Annotated in this window: 21 protein-coding genes; 10 read left to right on the top strand and 11 right to left on the bottom strand. The window is 47.5% G+C overall.

The genetic code is table 11. From position 1 onward, the window contains the following. Positions 1–617 precede the first annotated feature (617 nt). From L0U89_RS18660 to L0U89_RS18645, 4 genes are all read right to left on the bottom strand, one after another. Positions 618–1616 (bottom strand): 3-oxoacyl-ACP synthase III family protein, encoded by a 999-nt coding sequence (locus L0U89_RS18660; RefSeq protein ID WP_234862909.1) that lies wholly within the window; start codon positions 1614–1616, stop codon positions 618–620. Between the two features lie 132 nt (positions 1617–1748). Then, positions 1749–2651: an MBL fold metallo-hydrolase gene (locus L0U89_RS18655; RefSeq protein ID WP_234862908.1), complete on the bottom strand. Its 903-nt coding sequence runs from the start codon at positions 2649–2651 to the stop codon at positions 1749–1751. Next, the gene (locus tag L0U89_RS18650) at positions 2651–3349 is read right to left on the bottom strand and encodes an SOS response-associated peptidase (RefSeq protein WP_008630263.1); all 699 of its coding nucleotides are present in this window, start codon (positions 3347–3349) and stop codon (positions 2651–2653) included. The genes L0U89_RS18655 and L0U89_RS18650 overlap by 1 nt, the downstream gene beginning before the upstream one ends. A gap of 22 nt (positions 3350–3371) precedes the next feature. Further along, positions 3372–4331 (bottom strand): YheT family hydrolase, encoded by a 960-nt coding sequence (locus L0U89_RS18645; protein WP_008630265.1) that lies wholly within the window; start codon positions 4329–4331, stop codon positions 3372–3374. A gap of 123 nt (positions 4332–4454) precedes the next feature. On the opposite strand from L0U89_RS18645, the gene L0U89_RS18640 reads away from it, so the two are divergent. Together L0U89_RS18640 and hslV are read left to right on the top strand one after the other, a co-directional pair. Beyond that, entirely contained in the window at positions 4455–6131 is a 1677-nt protein-coding gene (locus tag L0U89_RS18640; protein ID WP_234862907.1) for a pyruvate dehydrogenase complex dihydrolipoamide acetyltransferase, read from the top strand. Between the two features lie 168 nt (positions 6132–6299). Beyond that, entirely contained in the window at positions 6300–6842 is a 543-nt protein-coding gene (hslV, locus tag L0U89_RS18635) for an ATP-dependent protease subunit HslV (protein ID WP_234862906.1), read from the top strand. A gap of 183 nt (positions 6843–7025) precedes the next feature. On the opposite strand, the gene L0U89_RS18630 is transcribed toward hslV, so the two are convergent. After that, positions 7026–7277, bottom strand: a complete 252-nt coding sequence (locus L0U89_RS18630) for an FUSC family protein (protein WP_234862905.1) — start codon at positions 7275–7277, stop codon at positions 7026–7028. A gap of 311 nt (positions 7278–7588) precedes the next feature. On the opposite strand from L0U89_RS18630, the gene L0U89_RS18625 reads away from it, so the two are divergent. Next, a complete protein-coding gene (locus L0U89_RS18625) occupies positions 7589–8254 on the top strand; it encodes a TetR/AcrR family transcriptional regulator (RefSeq protein ID WP_234862904.1) in 666 nt (221 codons plus the stop codon). A gap of 8 nt (positions 8255–8262) precedes the next feature. Next, the gene (locus L0U89_RS18620; protein WP_234862903.1) at positions 8263–9582 is read left to right on the top strand and encodes an ABC1 kinase family protein; all 1320 of its coding nucleotides are present in this window, start codon (positions 8263–8265) and stop codon (positions 9580–9582) included. Between the two features lie 174 nt (positions 9583–9756). On the opposite strand, the gene L0U89_RS18615 is transcribed toward L0U89_RS18620, so the two are convergent. Further along, the gene (locus L0U89_RS18615) at positions 9757–10716 is read right to left on the bottom strand and encodes a sugar phosphate isomerase/epimerase family protein (protein ID WP_234862902.1); all 960 of its coding nucleotides are present in this window, start codon (positions 10714–10716) and stop codon (positions 9757–9759) included. A gap of 2 nt (positions 10717–10718) precedes the next feature. After that, positions 10719–11849, bottom strand: coding sequence for a PQQ-dependent sugar dehydrogenase (locus L0U89_RS18610; protein WP_234862901.1), 1131 nt, complete (start codon positions 11847–11849; stop codon positions 10719–10721). A gap of 267 nt (positions 11850–12116) precedes the next feature. Here L0U89_RS18610 and L0U89_RS18605 point away from each other — a divergent pair, with 267 nt between their 5' ends. From L0U89_RS18605 to L0U89_RS18590, 4 genes are all read left to right on the top strand, one after another. Continuing rightward, a complete protein-coding gene (locus L0U89_RS18605) occupies positions 12117–14042 on the top strand; it encodes an ABC-F family ATP-binding cassette domain-containing protein (RefSeq protein ID WP_234862900.1) in 1926 nt (641 codons plus the stop codon). Between the two features lie 125 nt (positions 14043–14167). Further along, the gene (locus L0U89_RS18600; RefSeq protein WP_234862899.1) at positions 14168–15238 is read left to right on the top strand and encodes an alpha/beta hydrolase; all 1071 of its coding nucleotides are present in this window, start codon (positions 14168–14170) and stop codon (positions 15236–15238) included. A gap of 48 nt (positions 15239–15286) precedes the next feature. Next, positions 15287–17122 (top strand): alpha/beta hydrolase-fold protein, encoded by a 1836-nt coding sequence (locus tag L0U89_RS18595; protein ID WP_234862898.1) that lies wholly within the window; start codon positions 15287–15289, stop codon positions 17120–17122. A 104-nt stretch (positions 17123–17226) separates the two neighbouring features. Further along, positions 17227–17598, top strand: coding sequence for a DUF4348 domain-containing protein (locus L0U89_RS18590; protein WP_234862897.1), 372 nt, complete (start codon positions 17227–17229; stop codon positions 17596–17598). 88 nt (positions 17599–17686) lie between these two features. Here the strand turns inward: L0U89_RS18590 and L0U89_RS18585 are convergent, their stop codons facing one another. Continuing rightward, positions 17687–17863: a type II toxin-antitoxin system HicB family antitoxin gene (locus L0U89_RS18585; protein ID WP_234862896.1), complete on the bottom strand. Its 177-nt coding sequence runs from the start codon at positions 17861–17863 to the stop codon at positions 17687–17689. Between the two features lie 195 nt (positions 17864–18058). Between L0U89_RS18585 and L0U89_RS18580 the strand changes: the two genes are divergently transcribed. Then, positions 18059–18445 (top strand): alkyl hydroperoxide reductase, encoded by a 387-nt coding sequence (locus tag L0U89_RS18580; RefSeq protein WP_234862895.1) that lies wholly within the window; start codon positions 18059–18061, stop codon positions 18443–18445. A gap of 101 nt (positions 18446–18546) precedes the next feature. After that, entirely contained in the window at positions 18547–18954 is a 408-nt protein-coding gene (locus tag L0U89_RS18575) for a hypothetical protein (protein ID WP_234862894.1), read from the top strand. A gap of 147 nt (positions 18955–19101) precedes the next feature. On the opposite strand, the gene L0U89_RS18570 is transcribed toward L0U89_RS18575, so the two are convergent. The 3 genes from L0U89_RS18570 to L0U89_RS18560 form a co-directional block, all read right to left on the bottom strand. Further along, positions 19102–19575: a PIN domain-containing protein gene (locus L0U89_RS18570; RefSeq protein ID WP_234862893.1), complete on the bottom strand. Its 474-nt coding sequence runs from the start codon at positions 19573–19575 to the stop codon at positions 19102–19104. Continuing rightward, positions 19572–19778 (bottom strand): hypothetical protein, encoded by a 207-nt coding sequence (locus tag L0U89_RS18565; RefSeq protein ID WP_234862892.1) that lies wholly within the window; start codon positions 19776–19778, stop codon positions 19572–19574. The genes L0U89_RS18570 and L0U89_RS18565 overlap by 4 nt, the downstream gene beginning before the upstream one ends. A gap of 311 nt (positions 19779–20089) precedes the next feature. After that, the gene (locus L0U89_RS18560) at positions 20090–20668 is read right to left on the bottom strand and encodes a hypothetical protein (RefSeq protein ID WP_234862891.1); all 579 of its coding nucleotides are present in this window, start codon (positions 20666–20668) and stop codon (positions 20090–20092) included. Positions 20669–20846: the final 178 nt, after the last annotated feature.

Genomic DNA, 20846 nt, shown 5'->3' with positions numbered 1-20846 from the left:
TAAATAACGAATGGTTGGGATTGCGGTTCTAAATTAGCTTAAAATGTGAAATTAGGAAAGGTTTAATTATGATTATCCATGATTAACAAAATTTCACGTTTTAAGTCTTCCAGTAGTTTATCGGGGTCTTCCTGCAACGGGATTTCTTTGAAAATTTGAAAAAGTCGCATTGCGGGGCCCTTATCAAGCAAAACCTGATTTTCCAATTTTTTCTTTGTAGACAGTACTTTGGCATATTCCCATGGGTCAGGGTGATCTGAAATGAAAAAATCGACCTGTTTTTGGGAAAACACTTTCGATCTTCGGGGATTCGCTGATCCGACCTGGACAAAAAAATATAAGCCGTGGCCCCACCACTGAAGTATCCTGATATTGAAGCCTGTTTTCGGATCAAAGTCCCTTACCAGGTCCAACACTTCGTATGGACAGTTTTCGAGGCGATAGCCTTTTGAAACCTTGCTTCCTTTCGCTTGATGATGGAATTCGAGCAAACGACTATGTGGGAACTCTTCGGCAAGCCGATGAAATATCTCGACAAAAAGGTCCGATTGGGTTTTGATTAGTTGGAACAGGTGACTGTTGCCGCAGAGGTCAAGGTCAATCTTTCCTTCCATCGCCTACCAGTGCAGCAAGGCGGAGGCCCAGGTAAATCCACTTCCAAATGCTGCTAGGCAGACTAAATCCCCTTCTTTCAGCAATCCTTTTTCAAAAGCCTCGCTCAGTGCAATCGGAATCGTCGCAGCTGTGGTATTTCCTAAGCGCTGAATGTTGTTATAGACCTTTTCATCCGGAAGGCCCAATTTCTGTTGGATATAATTGCTGATGCGGAGGTTCGCTTGGTGGGGCACAAGGAGGTCAATTTCTTCCTTTGATTTGCCGTTGGCATCCAAAGCTTCCTGAATTACTTCGGCGAAGCGCACGACCGCATGCTTGAAGACAGCATTTCCGTTCATTTTAAGGAAAAACTCTCCGCTTTCGATCAATTCTGGGGAAATCCGGACTTCTTTGCTGGAACTTGGACCAATACAATACAGTTCCTCCGCATGTGCCCCATCCGCATGGAGGTGCGTCGATAAGATTCCTTTGTGGCCTTCGTTGGCTCTTCCAACAACCGCCGCCCCGGCACCATCCGCAAAAATCACTGCACTTGATCTGCCCTCATCACTTTTGTCCAAGGCTGAAGATTGGATCTCTGCACCAACCACAAGGATATTCTTGTACATCCCCGTCTTGATATATTGGTCGGCGATGGAGAGTGCATAGATAAATCCCGAGCACGCATTCCTGATATCGAGTGCGCCGATGCCGTTCAGACCCAATTCCCTTTGAAGAAGAACCCCATTTCCGGGCAGAAAATAATCCGCCGTAATGGTCGCAAATACGATAAAGTCGATTTCCTTGGTGTCAAGCCCCGACCGTTGGATTGCCATTTCAGCGGCCGCTTTGGACATGCTGGTGACGGTGTCTTTTCCAGGTACAAACCACCTCCTCTCATGGATACCCGTCCGCTCAACGATCCAGTCGTTGTTGGTATCCATGATCGTTGAAAGATATTCGTTGGTGATGACGCGTTCCGGTACGTAGTGGCCAATGCCTTTGATGCGCGATTTGTACATGTCAGAAAGTTATTTTGGGAAAAACTGAGTCTAAATTGGTATGCTATGCATACAAATATCTGCCTTCTTTCGGCATTCGCAAAACTTGGGAACCTTATGTGATGAAAAAGAATGATCAACAAAAAAATGCCTCTACCTAAGCCTACCTTCCTGCTTCAGCTTCCAGTATCGGTAAAGCCCTGCCACGGACATAAAGCTTGGATTTGCCTTTTCATAAACCTCGATCAAAGCTTCTGAGCATCCCTGTGCTGCCAAAAAATGTCGGGTATAGGAAATGAAATCAGTCACAGCATCTGCTTGGGGTACACCTTGGTCAAAACGTGATTTCATCCATTCTGACCAATCATCCAATATGTATGAAAGCGAATCCAAATGCCAATCCACGTTTTCAATAATTCCAAAATGAGTCAGGAATAGGAAAGAGGGCTTTTCAGCCTTGATTTTCCCAAGAGATGATTTCCATGCTTCGATATGAATGTCCGGAGGCGGGCAGGGGGGTACTACCGGACCATTTTCAATTTTCACACCAGCAATGTCTCCCGTGAATATCGACTCTCCGAGTTTCCAAGCGATGTGGTGAACCGCATGGCCGGGCGTATGAATGGCCTTGAAGCGGCAATTACCGATTTCCAAAACTGCTTCATCTTCCACTTCGATCACCTGATCGCTTGGAATGGATCCGCTTTGTCCCCAAAGCTTTTCCATATCGTCCCCATAAATTTGTGAAGCGGAATTCCAAAGTCGCTCCGGATTGACAAGGTGAACCGCACCGGCAGGATGCACATAGATCTTCGCTCCGCCTATGGCCAGCCTCCAAGCTGCCCCTGCATGGTCAAAGTGGATGTGGGTCAATAGCACGTGCCTGATATCTTCAGGCAGGTATCCAAACTTTGCAAGTTCCTTTTCAAGGTTGGCAAACGTGCTATCCGGCCCTGTCTCTATAAGCACGGGCCCGGCGTCTGTTTCAACAAGAAAGGATGCTATTGCTTCTGAAGCGCCTTGGAATCGAAGGTCCAAAATTCTGATGTCTGCCATCAGCCGAATAGTGTGTAATTTCCAAATTGATCTGCGGGAGAGCTCTTGCGGATGATCGACGGACTGTCGTTTTGGACTGAATTGACCAAGGGTGAAACAGTGTAGCTCACCAGTTCGTCCCCGCTATGACCTGCAAGGATACTTTTAAGGCTTTGTTCAGAGGTGTATTTGTCCAGCCATTTCTTTTCATCCTCCCGATTTAGGATCAGCGGCATGCGGTCGTGGATCTCGGAGACCAATGGGCTGGGGGCCGTTGTCAAAATCAAAAAAGTATGGTTTGTTTCACCCTTGTCGTTTTCGTATTCCTCCCAAATACCAGCAAAGGCAAACAAGCCTTCATCTGGCCTGGCAAAGCGATAGGGGATTTTGGTTTTCTTGCCAAGTTTTTTCCATTCATAAAATCCATCGGCTGGAATCAGGCAACGTCTCCGTTGGAAGGAGGATTTGAAGGAAACCTTTTCGTGCACCGTTTCAGCTTTCGCGTTGATGAATTGCTGGCTTACGGGCTTGTTTTTGGCAAAATCCGGGGTAATTCCCCAGTAGAAAAATGAAAAACCCTTGGGGCTCTCGGATGTGATCACAGGCACCAGTTGGGAAGGGGCGATGTTGTACCGGGGCTTGAAGTCCACCAACATTTCCGCCTGGAACCTGTCTTCCAATTCAAATTTTTGTTTTCCCAAGGAATATCTGCCGCACATGGTTTCCTATTTTTCTTGAAAATTACTGTTCTCCCGTGATAAATTCAAACGCCCGCTTTTCAGACCAATAGATGTCTTCCTTTTTTCTCGGCGAAAACCCAACATGGCCCCCATATCTCGGGAAATCCATCCAAACTTGGTCTAGTTGCCTTCCGAGCGAAACGGGGAAACAGCGTTCGCTTAGGAAAGGATCGTTTTGGGCGTTGAGGATCAGCACGGGGATTTCGATGTTTTCAAGAAAATACAGCGAGGAATTCTGCTCATAATAGTCGTGTGCATCCCTAAAGCCATGCAAGGGACCGGTGTAATGATCGTCGAAATCCTGCAGGGTTTTGATTTTCCGAAGGATCCCCGTAGGAATCTCGTTTGGGAAAACCTTGGCTTTTTGGACTACCTTTTCCTTCAGGGTTTTTAGAAAGCGGTTCGCGTATACGATGTTTTCTCCGGTCGAAATCTTCACGCAGCTGCTTTCGAGATGCAGCGGGACCGATATCGCTACGGCTTTTTTGATTTTCGGGCCGCGGTCCCGTTTTTCTCCCAGGTACTTCAGTGTGAGGTTTCCCCCAAGACTAAAACCGACAAGAAAGATATTTGTGTATTCTTTTCCCGCATGTTGGATTACAAAATCCAGATCGTAAGTCGCACCAGAATGGTAGAAAATCGGCTTTCGGTTCAATTCTCCACTGCAGCCCCGAAAGTTCCAGGTGAGCACATCGAAGCCGTTTGTATAAAAATGGCGCGCCATCCCCGACATATAAGGTCTCCTGCTGTTTCCTTCCAAGCCGTGGCTGATGATCACGAGGTCCTGAGATTTTTTGCGTAGCCAGTCCAAATCAAGAAAGTCCCCATCAGGGGTGTCAACCCGTTCTCTCTCAAAGGGTAAGGGATGGCTGTCCCGAAATAAGCCTGGCACAATCGTCTGCAAATGGCCATTGAAAAGCCATTTTGGGTACTCGTATTCTGTAGATTTGATGATTGGCATTCCCGAACAAAATCTGGTTTCCCGTGTTTTCAAAACCTGAAAATACTAGGTTTAAATTTGAAATAAGTCATTTTAAGAACTATTTTTGGACTCCTAAAATTTGACCAGGATATACTAAAAAATATGGCCGAGATCATACGAATGCCCAAAATGAGCGACACCATGGAAGAAGGGGTGATTGCAGCGTGGTTGAAAAAAGTTGGAGATACCGTGAAGCCCGGAGATATATTGGCCGAGGTGGAGACCGACAAGGCGACCATGGAATTGGAGTCTTATGAAGAGGGGGTGTTGCTGTACATTGGAGTACAAGAAAAAGATGCCGTAGCTGTCAATGGCGTAATTGCAATCATTGGCAACAAAGGCGAAAATATAGACGCAATTCTAAAGGAAATTGCCGGCGGTGCTCCTACGCCAAAAGTAGAAGCCCAGCCTGAATCCAAACCAGAGCCGGCTAAAGCGGAAGCTGTGCCAGCCGCCAAAGCAACCGAGACTATCGATACCTCTGGTATCAATGCCACGGTCATTACCATGCCTAAAATGAGTGACACCATGACAGAGGGTACCATCGCGGCTTGGTTGAAGAAGGTAGGCGATTCAGTAAAGTCGGGAGATATTTTGGCTGAGGTCGAAACAGACAAGGCCACCATGGAACTCGAGTCTTATGAAGATGGCACCTTGCTTTATATTGGCGTGGAAGCCGGAGATTCTGTCGCCGTAGACGGCGTCATCGCCATCATCGGTGAAAAAGGGGCAGATTATCAGACGCTATTAGAAGCCCACGCAGGTGGCGCAGGTGCTTCCCCAGCGCCTGAGGCGGCAGCGCCCGTGGCAGCCGAACCGGTGGCCCCAGTGGCGGAAGTATCCAAGGCAGCCGCTCCGGTCGTTCAAGAAGTTCATGCAAGTTCCTCAAGCAGTGATAATGGCAGATTGAAAGCTTCTCCGCTCGCCAAAAAGATGGCTGCGGACAAGGGGATTGACATTGCCTTGGTGAAGGGTTCCGGTGAAGGCGGTCGAATTATCAAAAAAGATGTGGAAACCTTCGATCCGGCGTCTGTGAAGGTCGCCGCACCGCAAGTCGCCGCTGCGCCAGCTGTTGCTGCTGCACCTGCCATAGGCCAGGAATCCTTCCGTGAGGAAAAGGTTTCTCAAATGCGCAAAGTAATTGCCAAGCGCTTGGCGGAAAGCAAGTTCACAGCGCCGCATTTCTACCTGACCATGGAAATCATCATGGACAAGGCCATAGAGGCAAGAAACAGCATGAACGAGGTTTCCCCAGTGAAAATCTCTTTCAACGATATGGTCATCAAGGCGGCTGCAGCAGCTTTGCGCCAGCATCCCAAAGTCAATTCATCTTGGCTCGGCGACAAAATCCGCTACAACGACCACATCCATATCGGAATGGCGGTAGCTGTCGAGGAAGGTTTGTTGGTTCCGGTCATCCGTTTTGCTGACAACAAGTCACTTTCCCAAATCTCCAACGAGGCCAAGACCTTAGGTGCAAAAGCCAAAAACAAGGAACTCCAACCAAAGGATTGGGAAGGGAATACCTTCACGATCTCCAATTTGGGGATGTTCGGCATCGAAGAGTTCACGGCCATCATCAATCCGCCTGATGCCTGCATCTTGGCAGTCGGCGGAATCAAAGAGACTGTGATTGTGAAAAACGGCCAAATGCAGGTCGGGAATGTCATGAAAGTGACGCTTTCCTGTGACCACAGGGTAGTGGACGGAGCGGTTGGTTCCGCCTTCCTCAAAACCCTCAAAGGTCTTTTGGAAGATCCGGTTAGAATGCTGGTTTAAAAAAACCTTCATATATGCCAAAAAGTCCTGTTTTCGCAGGACTTTTTGGTTTAGTATGGTTGTTGACGTTGGGAAAAGTTGAAAGGTTAGAATGTTAAAACGTTACGAAGTTGAATGTTACTACGGATGGTCTCACGTCTGGAGTCTCATATCTCACATCTAGAAAATATGGAAAAAATAAAATCAACCACCGTCGTCGCGATCAAGCACAACGGAGAAGTGGTCATTGGAGCAGATGGCCAAGCTACCATGGGCAACACCGTTGCCAAAAGTACAGTCAACAAGATCCGTAAACTTCAGGGTGGCAGGATTGTCACGGGTTTTGCGGGATCGACGGCAGATGCATTTACCTTGTTGGACAAATTCGAAGAAAAGCTAGGCGCCTATGGCAACAACATGAAGCGTGCAGCCGTCGAGCTCGCCAAGGAATGGCGAATGGACAGGATGCTCAGCCGCTTGGAAGCCATGATGATCGTCGCGGACAGTCAGGATATTTTGATTATTTCCGGTACGGGTGATGTCATCGAGCCCGACATGGAGATCGCCACCATTGGTTCAGGAAGCATGTATGCCCAATCCGCTGCCCGGGCGTTGAAGAAATTTGCCCCCCAACTCACGGCTGAGCAGATGGTCCGCGAAAGCCTCGGCATCGCCGCCGACGTCTGCATCTATACCAACCATAATCTGGTTGTAGAAAAAGTGGTGAAGTAGGGACTTCGGATTATGTCGACAGAGATCAGATCGTGAAAGAAAGTTGACATGATCTTTGGTTATTTAAGTGATCAACTGGAAGGGTATTGATTTCTGATAAATACTCTCCACTCCCAGATCTGAGAGATAGTTATGTGCCCTGTCAGAAAATCACATAAAAGTATCACTGGGTATCCTTCGGTTTTACTTCAGATTCCGTTCCTTTAGGAGCCTTTTTAGCTCTTCCTTTTCATACTTTGCCCCATTCACTATCTTGTAGATCAGATAAAGCGGTATCAAGGATAAAAATCCCAGGCTATTGTTCATAACGCTGTAAACGATGATGCCAATCAGGAATCCAACCAAAAAGGCATTGGTAATCTGGATTGACTTGAGCTTTTTTGATTCCTTCAATAATTCAGAGTCTGTGAGTTCTGAGAGTGGGCGTTGGGGCATGGTTTTTTTTTTAATAGCAGAAACCTTATTTGATCTAAAAATAACAAGTCCTGGCTTTTTTTTGAAACGGTCTCGGCTTAGTTTGTGCATCGGGTTCGGTTTTTAGAAATGGCGAGGGGAAAAAGGTGGCGCAGCCGCCCCTTTTCACCTCCGTTTCAGGCCGAGGTAAACCGACAACCGAGCCGAGTCTAGGTATATTGGAGGGTTTTTTCTGTAGTTTACCTATTTCCCCAAAATCCCACCCAATTTTTCCTGCTTTCCTAAACTTCATACAACCTTTCGAGGTTATGTCTGCAGTTAACAAAACCAACATGGAAAAGACCGCAGCAAAGAAAACTGCCAAATCGGAACCTAAGTCCAAAATCATCGCAGGCTATATCGATTATTTATTGGAACACGGCAAGGAACCTGCCTCCGTCTACAAATTTGCCAAGGAACTCAAAATGAAAGAGGAAGAGTTTTACGGCTATTTCACCTCTTTTGAAGCGATCAAATCCGCCGTCTGGGGCCATTTGTTTGACACCACGATCAATAATCTCGAGTCCCAGGAAGTCTACAAGGAATACAGTGCACGGGAAAAGCTACTCGGGTTCCTCTTTACCCTCGTCGAGGAAATGAAGAAAAACCGGTCCTACCTGCTTTCCCTATATGGGGGCAAGCGGGACCTTAAAAACTTGCTTCCCGCCGAAGTCAAGACGTTCCGCAGTAAGTTCAAAGACTTCGCCAATGAGCTGATTTTGGAAGGGAAAGAAACCGAGGAGATTGCCAATAGGCCGGTCATCACCGAGCGCTATGATGAGGCATTGTGGCTGCAGGTATGGTTTGTGTTCCAGTTTTGGTTAAAAGACAGCTCGGTCAATTTTGAAAAGACGGACGCCGCCATAGAGAAATCAGTGAACTTGGCCTTTGACCTGATGGGAAAAAGTGCCTTGGATACCTTTTTGGACTTTGCGAAGTTTTTATACCAGAATAAATAAGGAGGAAAGTGAAAGCAGGAGTAAAAGAACAACAGCAAATTCCAGTATCGAAAGTACAGCGCGCCGCGAAGTTTATCACGACCGGGGCCAAAGTAGGGGGGAATTATGTGCGGCATTATGCCAAAAAGGTCGTGAATCCCTCCCTGACCAAGGAGGAACTGCACCAGAACAACGCGGAAGATATCTACAACAGTCTCAGCGAGTTGAAAGGATCGGCGCTCAAGGTGGCGCAGATGATGTCCATGGACAAAAATCTATTGCCAAGGGCCTATCAGGATAAGTTTACGATGGCGCAGTATTCCGCGCCACCGCTTTCCTATCCCTTGGTGGTGAAGACATTTCAGAAGTATTTCGGCAAGACGCCTGAGCAGCTTTTTGAGTCCTTTACCCGCTCAGCGGTCAATGCTGCCTCGATTGGACAAGTTCATCAGGCGTCGAAAAGTGGCAAAAAGCTAGCCGTCAAGATCCAATATCCGGGCGTAGCGGACGCTGTAAGTTCGGATTTGAAGTTGGTGCGGCCTTTTGCCTTGCGCCTGCTCAATATGAACGAACGCGAACTTGACCACTATATGGCGGAGGTGGAAGAAAAGCTGCTGGAGGAAACGGATTATTTGTTGGAGGTGAAGCGTTCACGGGAAATATCCCAAGCTTGCGCGCACCTGACGGATTTGGCTTTCCCGAAGTATTACGACGATATGAGTTCGGACAGGATTATCACCATGGACTGGATTGATGGACTGCATATCAAGGAATGGCTCGATACCAATCCAAGCCAAGAGGCAAAAAACAGGGTAGGGCAGGCGCTTTGGGACTTTTACCACCACCAAGTCCACAACCTCAAGCAGGTACACGCGGATCCACATCCCGGCAACTTCATTATCCAAACGGACGGGAAGTTGGGAATCATCGACTTTGGTTGTGTAAAGGTGATTCCGGAAGACTTCTACAGTGGGTATTTTTCATTGATCAAAAGGGATCTCCTTATCAATGAAGAGGAGCTCAATGCGATATTTTACGGCCTTGAATTTATCAGTGACAAGGATACCGAAGAGGAAAAGTCCTATTTCAAGGGGGTGTTCAAGGAAATGATTTCCCTATTGGGCAAACCCTTCCATGTCGAGCGGTTTGACTTTGCGGACGACAGCTACTTTGAGCAGATTTTCCGGTTGGGAGATAGGATTTCCAATGACAAAATGTTCAGAAAATCAAGACAGGCACGTGGTTCCCGCCATGGCTTGTACATCAACAGGACTTATTTTGGTCTTTACAATTTGCTCAATCAGCTGCAGGCCAATGTCGATACGACGAAGCCGGAGTGGTTGAAATAGAAAAAGGCCTTTGGACATTCCGAGGGCCTTTTCTTTTTGATTCTTGTTGTTTTTTTGGATAGACTTCTCTTTGTCATTTCGACGAAGGAGAAATCTATGGGGGTATTGTTATGATAAGTGTTGATTAGATCCCTCGTTCCTCGGGATGACGAAGAGAGGTTTGGTTCCAACTTGCTAAAGCGTTTCCCAAATCCGCTCGATCAATTGCTTGGTGAGCCTGATTCCTTCCGGTTCGGTTTGTTGCATGCCTTCGTACTCGATGTCGATATAGCCCTCAAAACCTGATTCCTTCACGATTCCAAGCATTTTCTTGTAGTCGATCTTGGGCTGTTCACCCTTTTCGTCGAAGCTGTAGGACTTGGCACTGACACCTTTGGCAAACGGCAAAAGCGTCCTTACTCCCTCATACCTGTCAAAAACCTCCGTGCAATCATCCGCCTGAGTGCTGCCCCATTTGGCTGAGAGGCACCAATTTCCGAAGTCGGGCAATGTGCCAAGATTGGGGGCATTAAGTTCTTCGATGATACTCTTGATCCAAAATGGGTCTGAACTGTACAACCCGTGGTTTTCGATCAATACATGGATATCCGAATCGGCAGCGTAGGAGCAGAGCTTTCCGAGGCTTTGGACCATGGCTTTTCGGACCTCATCCTTTGCACCTTCCCCAAAGGCGTTGACACGGATGGAATGGCAGCCGAGGATATTTGCGGCATCCACCCATTTGAAGTGGTTTTCGACAGCTTTTTGGCTTTCGGTATCATTGAGGTTGCCCAAGTCGCCCTCTTCGTCGACCATGATCAGCAGGTTTTTCACGCCATGATCTTGGGATTTTTGCAACATTTCCTTCCAAAAGGTCTGGTCGGTGCCCTTTTCTCGATAGAATCCATTCACATACTCTACGGCATCCAATCCAAATTCGGATTTGGCAATTCTTGCAAAATCAGCCGCATTCAATTCCCCGCTTTGGAAAGTACGGTGCAGGGACCATTGGGCCAAAGACAATCGGAGTGGTTTTGCGGATTCCAAGGTGCTGGTGGCGGTTTGAGTAGGGCGGTTACAGGACCAAAGCGAGGGGGCAGCCAAACTGACGGCTGCTCCGATGCCAATTTTTTTCAGTGTTTTGCGTCTATCCATGACTACTTCCCGGAATAGGTGATTTTATAAATGCAATTGGCCATATCGTCTGAGACCAAAAGGCTGCCGTCGGGCATTTGCAGGACGTCCACCGGTCTGCCCCAGACGTCTTGGGTCTCATTGTTGAGCCAGCCTTCGGCAAAAACTTCCTGCTTTACTATTTTTTGGTTGCCGTCCAAAATCACCCGTGTCAGGTTGTAGCCGCTTTTTTTGCTGCGGTTCCAAGACCCGTGTTTGGCAAGGATAATATTGTTTTGGTAGGCGGAAGGAAACTGTTTTCCAGTGTAAAAACGCATGCCCAAGGGTGCTGTATGGGCGCCCATCTTGGCAGCGGGAGCGGTATAAGCGGATTTGTCTTTTCCCTTGCTGCCAAATTCAGGATCCTTGACATCCCCGGCATGCCAATAGGGGTAGCCGAAATGCATCCCTTTTTTTGGGGCATGGTTGAGTTCGCAATCAGGAATATCGTCGCCCATCATGTCGCGGCCATTGTCCGTAAACCACATTTCCTTGGAGCTTGGATGCCAGGCAAAGCCAACCGTATTGCGTACGCCATGGGCAAAAACTTCCGGTTTGGGCGTCGCGCTCTTGACGTCGATGCGGGTGATGGAGGCGAAGATTTCCTCCGATTCGCAGATATTGCAGGGAGCGCCAACCGGCACATAGAGCAAGCCATCAGGTCCAAAGGCGATAAACTTCCAGCCATGGTGCGCTTTGTCAGGGTATTTGTCGTAGACGACTTCGTAAGTCGGTTTTTCGAGATTTTTCTCGATGTTCCTGAATCGAAGGATCCTGCTGACTTCGGCTACGTACAGGTCGCCATCTTTGAACGCAACGCCATTGGGCATTCTCAGGCCCTCGGCAAGGGTAAACTTCTGGTCGGCTTTGCCGTCGCCGTTGGTGTCCTTGAGCGCATAGACGTTTTTTCCTTGACGGTTGCCCACAAAAATCACCGAGCCGTCGGCGTTCATGGCAAGCGAGCGTGCATCAGGGACATTTTCCGCCCAAACGGAGATCGAGAAGCCCGCCGGCAACTTGATCGTTTCTAGCTTGATGTCGCTTTTGGCGTTGCGCTGTCCATGGCAGGCAATGGTCAAAAGGCTGAGGAGGACGAGGAAGAGGTATTTATTCATGGGTTTAAATTTGGGATTCAAAAAGGTCTCATAAGTCCTCAAATTAGCAAATAGATCATCATTCTCTCACAATTAAGTGTAATGGTGGCCAATAATTTATTTGGCCACGAATACACGAATAGTTTGATTTTGCTTTTTCTTTTTTTCGTTCGCGCATTCGTGGCTTCACCTTGCTTCAATTTTCCCCACCCCAAACCAACCAACCCCCTTCAATCTAATAATCGGCCCCAAACCTAGATGAATGGGGAGAATGGTTATTTTTGCAGCATGTTATCCATCAACAATCTTTCGTACTTTATCGGTGGCAGGGCTTTGTATGAGAATGCCTCCCTGCATATCAAGCCCAAGGACAAAATCGGCCTCGTTGGCCTCAACGGTACTGGCAAGTCGACTTTGCTCAAAATCATCAATGGCGACTACCAACCCAGCGCCGGAGATATCCAAAAGGCCAAAGATTGTACCATCGGATTCCTCAACCAGGATTTGCTTTCTTACCAATCGGACGAAAGCATTCTGGATGTCGCGCTGGCGGCATTCAAGGATACCTTGAGACTTCAGGATGAGATCGACGAAGTGCTCCACCAGATGGTAACTGACCATTCGGAGGCCATCATCAACAAGCTCGCCCGCTTGCAGGACCAATTCGAAGCCAACGAAGGCTACACGATCAAAGCCAAAGCCGAGGAAGTCCTGGAAGGAATCGGCTTCAGCACCGCGGACCTCAAACGCCCACTAAGGACCTTCTCCGGCGGTTGGCGGATGCGGGTGATGCTCGCCAAGCTGCTGCTTGAGAAGCCCGCCCTGCTGATGCTCGACGAACCTACCAACCACCTTGACCTCCCTTCCATCCAATGGGTGGAAAACTACCTGCGCAACTATGAAGGGGCGGTCATCGTGGTTTCCCACGACCAGGAGTTTTTAGACAACTGCGTGTCGACGACAGTGGAAGTGTCCAACGGCAACTTGACCGTGTACCCGGGCAATTACTCCTTCTACCAAGAGGAGAAAAAGGAACGGATGGAAATCCAGCAAAATGCCTACGAAAACCAGCAACAAATGATCAAACAAACGGAGCGCTTTATCGAGCGTTTCCGTGCCAAAGCCACCAAATCCAACCAAGTCCAGTCGCGTATCAAGGCCCTTGACCGACTCGAAAGGGTAGCCGAAGTCGTGGATGACAATATTGCTGTCAACTTCAAGTTCAAATTCAGCCAAAAATCGGGCCGCGACATCGTGGTCTTGGACCATGTCTCGAAGTCTTACGGGGACTTGGTGATTTTGAAAAATACCTCTGCCCGCATCGAAAGGGGTGATAAAATCGCCCTCATCGGTGCCAATGGCAAGGGTAAATCAACTTTGCTGCGCATCATCGACGGTACCGAACCGATCCAAGGCAAGCGCGAACACGGCTACAATGTGATCAAATCCTTCTACGCCCAGCACCAACTGGAGGCGCTGAATGTCGACAACGAAATCCTCGACGAATTGAAGCAGGAGGGAAGTGGCAAGACCGAAACCGAGCTGCGCAATGTCCTCGGCTGCTTTTTGTTTACCAACGACGATGTCTTCAAGAAAATCAAAGTCCTTTCAGGTGGGGAAAAATCGCGGGTGGCTTTGGCCAAAGCCTTGATTTCCGAAGCCAATTTTCTCCTGCTCGATGAACCTACCAACCACCTCGACATGCAGTCGGTCAATATCCTGATACAGGCATTGCAGCAATACGAGGGCACTTTTATCACGGTCAGCCACGATAGACACTTCATCCGTGGCGTCGCCAACAAGATTTGGTACATCGAAAACAACCAAATCAAGGAATACCCGGGCACCTATGAGGAATATACCTATTGGAAATCCCAGCAGGAAGCCAACCAAGTGGCCGTCAAAGAACAGCCCAAGGAAAAACCCAACGTCAAAAAGCGGGAAATCTCCCAACAGGAAATCAACCTGACCAAGAAAGAGCTCAAGAAAAAAGAGCAGGAACTGGAGCTTTTGGAGGAGAAAATCAGTACGATCGAGAGCCGCAAAAAAGCCCTTGAGGCGGAAATGGCCGATGAATCGGTCTATGCCGATTCCCAAAAACTCGCCAAAGTAAATGATGCCTATGCGAAGGTAGTGGCCGAGGAAAAAAGCCTCAACGCCACTTGGGAGAGCTTGGTAGAAAGCATCAGTTCCCTGCAGGAGAATTTGGCGTAAGCTTTGGGGTTTTTCAAACCAAACCTTGTCCGTACAGCTAGCCAAGGGTAGGATTTTATTTTTCTCTTTTCTATTTTCACAAAATGAGACAATAAAATCTCCAAATGACTCCTGCCTGTAGACCAATGAAAATCCCATCAACGCACAAGCCTTTCTTTCTACTGTTCGCTCTGATCTTAATGATATGGGGCTCGGCTTTCAATCCCACCACAGTTTTTGTCCAGACTGGAAAAGGGGAGGTAGTGACGACCACACTTTATTCCAAAAGCCTCGAAAACACCATGGGCGAAAATCCAAATCGGGCTATTTCCGTGTATCTGCCACCTGGATACCAAATCGGCACGCAGCGGTATCCGGTCATCTATTTTTTACATGGCTTCCTTTCGGATAACCGCATGCTCCAGCAAATGGCCGGGCTGTTGGATTTTGCGATTGAAACCAGAAAAATACGACCCTTTATCTTGGTGATTCCGGACCAGAAGACCACCTACGACGGGAGTTTTTACAGCAATTCGGGATTGTTTGGCAATTGGGAAGATTTCACGGCCTTTGACCTGGTCAAATATGTGGATGAAACTTATCGAACCATCCCGCACAAAGACAGCCGCGGCATCACGGGACACAGCATGGGCGGCTACGGGGCCTTGAAAATCGCCATGCACCATCCGGATATTTTCAGCACTGTCTACGCCCTCAGTCCCGGGGCACTGACCATCGTCCGGGAATATGGTCCAAACAGTGATACTTTCCGCGAACTTTCCAGAATAAATACACTGGACGAACTGAACAAAACCTATTTTGGAAAAGTCATTGTTGCCTTCGGGCGATCCTGGTCCCCCAATCCCAACAAAGCGCCATTTTACTGTGATCTACCTTTCAGGTATGAAGGAAACCAATTGGTGACCGATCCTTTGGTGTTGGAAAAATGGTATGCCAACCTGCCGCTCCACATGATCGACGACAACCTGGAAAACCTCAAAAAACTCAAGGCCATCAAGATGGATTGGGGGAGAAATGCGGGCGACAGATTCACCATCATGTGTGAGATGTTCAGCCAAAGGCTGGAAAACGTGGGCATTAAACATTTTGCGGAGGAGTATATCGGTACCCACACAGACAACATCTACACCGAAGACGGCCGCGTCCCCAATCAAATGCTGCCATTCTTCGATTTTTACCTCAAGTTCGCAGACTGAATCCCGAAAAATCCTTAAATCATCTACCTGACCTGAACCCATTAACCTATGAAAAAGCTTTTTGTATTTGTCCTCCCGATCTTCCTATGCGTTTACACGGCATTTGCCCAAACTGGCACCAAAGAACGCATCAAAGTCCGTAGCGCCGCCCTCGCTGGCAACCTCATCGGAGATCCGGCTGACCGGGACGTGACCGTGTACCTCCCGCCTTCATACCAGGCGAATCCCAACAGGCGCTTTCCGGTGCTGTACATGCTGCATGGCTTTACAGACAACGATTCCCAATGGTTTGGCTGGGAAAACCACTGGATTAACCTCCAAACTGTCATCGAGCAATCCATCGCCGAGGGCCTTTCCAAGGAAATGATCGTGGTGATGCCCAATGCCTACAACCGCTTCAAGGGCAGTATGTACGCAAGTTCGGCGACGATTGGTGACTGGGAAACCTTCGTCACCAAGGAATTGGTCCGGCATATCGACGCCAACTACCGCACGCTTGCCGACAGAAGCAGCCGTGGCTTGGCGGGACACTCCATGGGAGGCTATGGCACCCTGCGCTTGGGAATGAAATATCCGGATGTCTATGCGGCGATCTACGCCCTCAGCCCCTGCTGCATGGATGGCGCGGCGAGCACCAATGCCGAGTTGATGACCAAGTTGGAGGGTTTCACTCTTGACCAATTGCAGACTGCCTCATTTTTCGAAATTGCTACCCTTGCCACTTCGGCCGCATTTGCCCCCAATCCACAGAATCCACCTTTTTACTTGGACCTTCCAGCCAAAAACGGCGAACCGCGTCCCGATGTGATCAACAAGATCATTGCCAACCGCACGCTGAACTTTGCGGATCAATACATCCCCAATCTCAAAAAACTGAAAGCCATCGCACTCGATGCCGGACTGCAGGACCGAGGCATTAGCGAGGCGACCAAAAAACTTCACGAAGTCCTGGAATCCTATCAAATCCCGCATTTCTACGAAAGTTATGAGGGCGACCATCTCAACCGGATTGCGGAAAGGATTCGGACAAAGACACTTCCCTTTTTCTCCAAAAACCTCCTCTTCCAACCCGAACCCTTTTCTGAAGTCCTTGAAAACGGCGGTACCGGAAGCTATCCCGCCGTCATGGTATCCGAGGCCTCGCTTCCCACACACACGGTATTCAAGCCACAGGATTTGTCAAAGTTTGGCGACAAAAACAAGCTTCCCATTATCGCTTGGGGCAATGGCGCTTGCTTCGATTCGCCTTGGGAGCACGTCAATTTCCTGAATGAAGTGGCTTCCCACGGGTTCTTGGTCATCGCCATCGGCACCATGCCCAAGCAAACGGAAGTCCGCTCGAAGTCCCAAAAGCTACTCGATGCCATCGACTGGGCCATTGCACAAAACGCCGATCCCAAGAGTCCCTACTACCAAAAGCTGGACACCAAAAAGATCGCCGTGAGTGGTATGTCCTGCGGTGGGCTACAAACCCTCGAAGTCGCGGGCGATCCAAGGATTACCACGGTGGGCGTATTCAACAGCGGTGTATTGCCCAATCCCGGTGGCGGGATGCCGGGCATGCCCCAAGTGACCAAAGCGCAACTGAACAACATCAAAGTGCCCACGCTCTACCTCTTGGGCGGGAAGTCTGACATCGCCTATGGCAACGGCATGGACGATTTTGCAAGGATCAACCATGTGCCGATTTTCGTCGGCAATCTCGATGTCGGACACGGCGGCACCTATGGCCAGCCCTACGGAGGCGAATTTGCCCGGGTCGCTACGCATTGGTACAAGTGGCAACTGAAAGGCGACAAGGAAGCAGGAAAGCTCTTTGCCGGCAAAACCCCCGGCCTATCAAAATCCCCGGGATGGGTGGTAGAAAAGAAGAATATGGATTGATGATGAAAGGTATAAAATTAGCTGCCAGAGGACCGAAATCTTTTCGAAAAAAGACGGGGTGGCCGAAGACAACAGAAGCAAAATTTTGGAATCCGATAAGTTGGTTGTCGATACTTATTCTTTTTGCTTGCGGGCACGGAAACCAAGCATCGCCGGAGGATTTCAATTCCTTTTATGAGAAATTCAATACCGACGAATCATTCCAAAAAAGCCGCATCATATTTCCACTTCGAGGAATCAATACGGATGAAATGTCGGTTCTCGACACTGTTTATTATTGGAAAAAGGAAGATTGGGTTTTCTTCCCCATCGCTGAAATTGATACCTCCCAATTCAATTACAGCATAGAATACCAGCCTGCTTTGGTAACAGAGGAAGTTGTATCCAAGGAATTTCTCGGTCAAGTGTTTCGAAGAAAATATGAGCTTTTGAATGGAAAGTGGTACTTGACTTATCAGGCAGATGTGAATCTGTAGATTGGGTTATCTGTGCTTATTTATTGTCGAAAAAATCACATTTACTCGGCACCTAACCTTTTCAGGATTTTCATTGCGAGAGGTTCCTTTATTTCGGTAGGGCGCTGAGCCGATCTTCGAGCAATAACTTAACCGCAGCAATCAAATCTACTTTGGCTTCTTCCACTGTTTCTCCTTGGCCATTGGCTCCAGGCACTTCTGTACAAACGGCCCAAAATCCACCTTCCGGTGCAGGTTCGATGATGGCGGTAAACTCGGCTTTCATAACTCGATGAGGTTTTGTTCTTGAAAAAGTAAATATAATCAAGGATTGAAACAAACGCTATCCCGCCAATCTACGCCCGAAAGGGAAGGTCATCCGCTCATCCGTTTCACCGGATGAAAAAAGATTGGGGATATTTTCAAACTTTTTGACTGACGGATTGTCCTTATTGGCATGGAAAAAAATTATCCCGATTGGATGTCTACCTGCCTCAGATTGGCAGCCATTTATAATATACTTTGGGGAGCCTGGGTGGTGATTTGGCCGCATACCTTTTTCGAGTGGACTGGAATGGCACCCCTGCAGCATCCTACTATTTGGCAAGGGACTGGCATGATCGTAGGCGTATACGGCTTAGGCTATTGGTGGGCCAGCTACAACCCCCTCAAGCACTGGCCAATCGTGGCAGTCGGGTTTCTGGGAAAGATATTCGGACCCCTGGGATTCCTGTTCAATTACCTTGTCTTAAAAGAAGTCCCCTTTGAGTTCAGCTATACCTTGTATACCAACGACCTGATTTGGTGGGTTCCTTTCTTTCTGATCCTGCAAAGAGTCCATACCGAAACCCAATGGCAACTCAGATGAACCGGAAAAGTAGGGTTTGCTTGGCGGTTTTAGAAGGTTTTTGTTCGGATGGAGGTTCAGGTTTTATGGGTTCATATTGCCGGAAGAAATAATCAAACCATATGGAGTGGATTCGTCTGTCGGTTGACTCGGGGCTTTTTGTGTTGATTTGGTTGGTGCAGGTCATCATCTATCCGTCTTTTAAGTATATCGACCCCACAAAACTGAACTACTGGCACCAGCAGTACACCCGGAAGATTCTCTACTTCGTGGGGCCTTTGTTGTTTGTCCAGACCGCTGTGATCGCTTTGCAGGTCCTTTTTGCCCCGCTCGTTTATATGGTGGACGGATTGCTTTTGGGCGGTATCTGGATCAATACCTTTTTCATCGCCATTCCCATTCACAATGCCATCGATCGAGGGGAAAGCCTGGAGAAAAATATCCTGAGACTCCTCCAAGTCAACCGCTGGCGAGCTTTCCTGTGGACGGCCTTATTGCTGCTTTCGGTGGTTCGGGTGGTGGTTTCTTGATTGATGATTCCTGTGGAAGGGTGGGATGGAGAGGAATTACAAATTCAAAATATGATGGAAACGGGTAGTTGCATCCTCGATGGCCATTGTGATACGCATAGCGCCTACGCCAACCTACGCTCAAAAGGGGGGATTATCCTTAGTTTTTTATCTATTCTTCCTCCTCAGGCTTTCTTGCAATTCCTTGCCAAGAAATAGATCGTAAAGTTCTCCAGTTGTTATAACTCTGTTAAAACTTCTATTCCTAAGTCCATTGATTAGTTTTTTGTCACCAGTCCACAGCTTGGATTTTAGGTTATTTGTTAGTGCAACAAACAATGCATCCTCCTCATCAACCTCCGAAACCAATTCTATTGCCTTTTCGATGTCTGTGTCTGAGAGTAATATCTCATCAACAAAAGTTATCCTTTCTGTGATTATCTGATGAATCCTTTCAAACTGACTCTCTGTCAGCCCAGAGGCTTTGATTATTTTTTTCTTGTGCTCCAGTATTTCAGCCTTCAGAAGGTTCACTGTGAAAAATTCAAAATACTTTGAACCGTTTATAAGCAAGTTGCCAATCTTTCCCTCGGAGTTTAAAATCGCACTGAACACAATATTGGAATCAACGACAATCTTCATTTCAATCCTCTTTGAGCTTTAAATTTTGCCCAAATACGTTTGTTTGCCGCCTTGGATATTTCAGCTACGTCCTCCTGACTTATATTGGATGACATCGTCTGTTCCTTGTAATCAAGGTAGTCGATCATGTTTTGAAGCTCTGTCAGGTCTAAATTTGCCGGAAGCCTTACCAATATTTCGTCTTTTGTCCGTTCCAGTATCATAGTGCGTTGAATTTTAAATAAATATACAAATTTGTCGGGACATGAGTTTCCTGAATGAGAACAGTATCCAAGACTAAAAGCTCAAAATGCGCTTGATTTATCCCGGGTCAACCGCTGGCGAGCCTTCCTGTGGACGGACTTGTTGCTGCTTTCGGTGGTTCGGGCGCTGGTTTCTTGATTGATGATTCCTGTAGAAGGGTGGGATGGAGAATTAAGAATTCCTGAAAAAAGAAAAGCCGAGTTTGTACAGTTGTCGAGACTCGGCTTATTCCTGTTTTACCTTTATTATTCCCAGGGGGAAATGGTTGTTTTTATTGAATCTCGAAATGGTTCAGCCATTCTTTCGTCGTGTTAAATTTTCCATCCCTGTCTCTATTGATAAAGATTACGTTTTCATTTCTGTCCAAAAGCAATGTGTCTGGAATGAAATCATTGTCATAAGGCTTTTTGGTAAAAACAATTGTATCGCCTTGAAATTCAAATCGTCCATGAAAGACCTTTTGAAAACCGAATATTCCGGAAACTTCATTTTCACAAGTCCCATTTTCTCTCAACACTAGGGTATAATGGAATAGATCGTCTTTTAACGTCGCTGTTAAAATTCTCTTTGATTTGAGAAGGTCAGATTGGAAAACATTGGTCATAATAATTGCTAGAATGACAAGTCCATGAAAAATGATTTTGATCTTGTTTTGCTTAAAGCCTCTTCTTCCAATTGATACAAGAGTGTCGCCAAGTGAAACGATGTAAAGGATGAAAATGGGAACAATAAAAAGCGCATAAGAAAGAAGGAAAATAATCATTCCTCCGAGATAGTCGGTCACCATCCATGCCAGTATTCCCATAATCGAAACAACGGCGATTAAGTTATATGCCTTTTGTCTGTTCACTGAATTCAGTTTTCTTTTCTTGGTGGTAAAAATGGGCCAACCTCATCCCTTGGGTAGCGTCCCGATAAGTGTGTAATTGGCGGGAAAAGTTATTCTGGAATTTTTCGGCCCCTTGAAAGGCCTGGAAAAATTACGGAAATAACTTTTTCGGGATACCTTCACACACTTAAAGCTATGA

It is taken from the genome of Mariniradius sediminis, from assembly GCF_021491425.1.
Taxonomy (GTDB): domain Bacteria; phylum Bacteroidota; class Bacteroidia; order Cytophagales; family Cyclobacteriaceae; genus Mariniradius; species Mariniradius saccharolyticus.
This window is presented reverse-complemented; position numbering and strand designations above follow the sequence as displayed.

What these genes read in the sequence shown, in the direction of transcription:
- L0U89_RS18660 (WP_234862909.1), bottom strand. Translation starts at nt 1,616, where the DNA reads ATGTACAAATCGCGCATCAAAGGCATTGGCCACTACGTACCGGAACGC.
- L0U89_RS18655 (WP_234862908.1), bottom strand. Translation starts at nt 2,651, where the DNA reads ATGGCAGACATCAGAATTTTGGACCTTCGATTCCAAGGCGCTTCAGAA.
- L0U89_RS18650 (WP_008630263.1), bottom strand. Translation starts at nt 3,349, where the DNA reads ATGTGCGGCAGATATTCCTTGGGAAAACAAAAATTTGAATTGGAAGAC.
- L0U89_RS18645 (WP_008630265.1), bottom strand. Translation starts at nt 4,331, where the DNA reads ATGCCAATCATCAAATCTACAGAATACGAGTACCCAAAATGGCTTTTC.
- L0U89_RS18640 (WP_234862907.1), top strand. Translation starts at nt 4,455, where the DNA reads ATGGCCGAGATCATACGAATGCCCAAAATGAGCGACACCATGGAAGAA.
- hslV (WP_234862906.1), top strand. Translation starts at nt 6,300, where the DNA reads ATGGAAAAAATAAAATCAACCACCGTCGTCGCGATCAAGCACAACGGA.
- L0U89_RS18630 (WP_234862905.1), bottom strand. Translation starts at nt 7,277, where the DNA reads ATGCCCCAACGCCCACTCTCAGAACTCACAGACTCTGAATTATTGAAG.
- L0U89_RS18625 (WP_234862904.1), top strand. Translation starts at nt 7,589, where the DNA reads ATGGAAAAGACCGCAGCAAAGAAAACTGCCAAATCGGAACCTAAGTCC.
- L0U89_RS18615 (WP_234862902.1), bottom strand. Translation starts at nt 10,716, where the DNA reads ATGGATAGACGCAAAACACTGAAAAAAATTGGCATCGGAGCAGCCGTC.
- L0U89_RS18610 (WP_234862901.1), bottom strand. Translation starts at nt 11,849, where the DNA reads ATGAATAAATACCTCTTCCTCGTCCTCCTCAGCCTTTTGACCATTGCC.
- L0U89_RS18605 (WP_234862900.1), top strand. Translation starts at nt 12,117, where the DNA reads ATGTTATCCATCAACAATCTTTCGTACTTTATCGGTGGCAGGGCTTTG.
- L0U89_RS18600 (WP_234862899.1), top strand. Translation starts at nt 14,168, where the DNA reads ATGAAAATCCCATCAACGCACAAGCCTTTCTTTCTACTGTTCGCTCTG.
- L0U89_RS18595 (WP_234862898.1), top strand. Translation starts at nt 15,287, where the DNA reads ATGAAAAAGCTTTTTGTATTTGTCCTCCCGATCTTCCTATGCGTTTAC.
- L0U89_RS18585 (WP_234862896.1), bottom strand. Translation starts at nt 17,863, where the DNA reads ATGAAAGCCGAGTTTACCGCCATCATCGAACCTGCACCGGAAGGTGGA.
- L0U89_RS18580 (WP_234862895.1), top strand. Translation starts at nt 18,059, where the DNA reads ATGTCTACCTGCCTCAGATTGGCAGCCATTTATAATATACTTTGGGGA.
- L0U89_RS18575 (WP_234862894.1), top strand. Translation starts at nt 18,547, where the DNA reads ATGGAGTGGATTCGTCTGTCGGTTGACTCGGGGCTTTTTGTGTTGATT.
- L0U89_RS18570 (WP_234862893.1), bottom strand. Translation starts at nt 19,575, where the DNA reads ATGAAGATTGTCGTTGATTCCAATATTGTGTTCAGTGCGATTTTAAAC.
- L0U89_RS18565 (WP_234862892.1), bottom strand. Translation starts at nt 19,778, where the DNA reads ATGATACTGGAACGGACAAAAGACGAAATATTGGTAAGGCTTCCGGCA.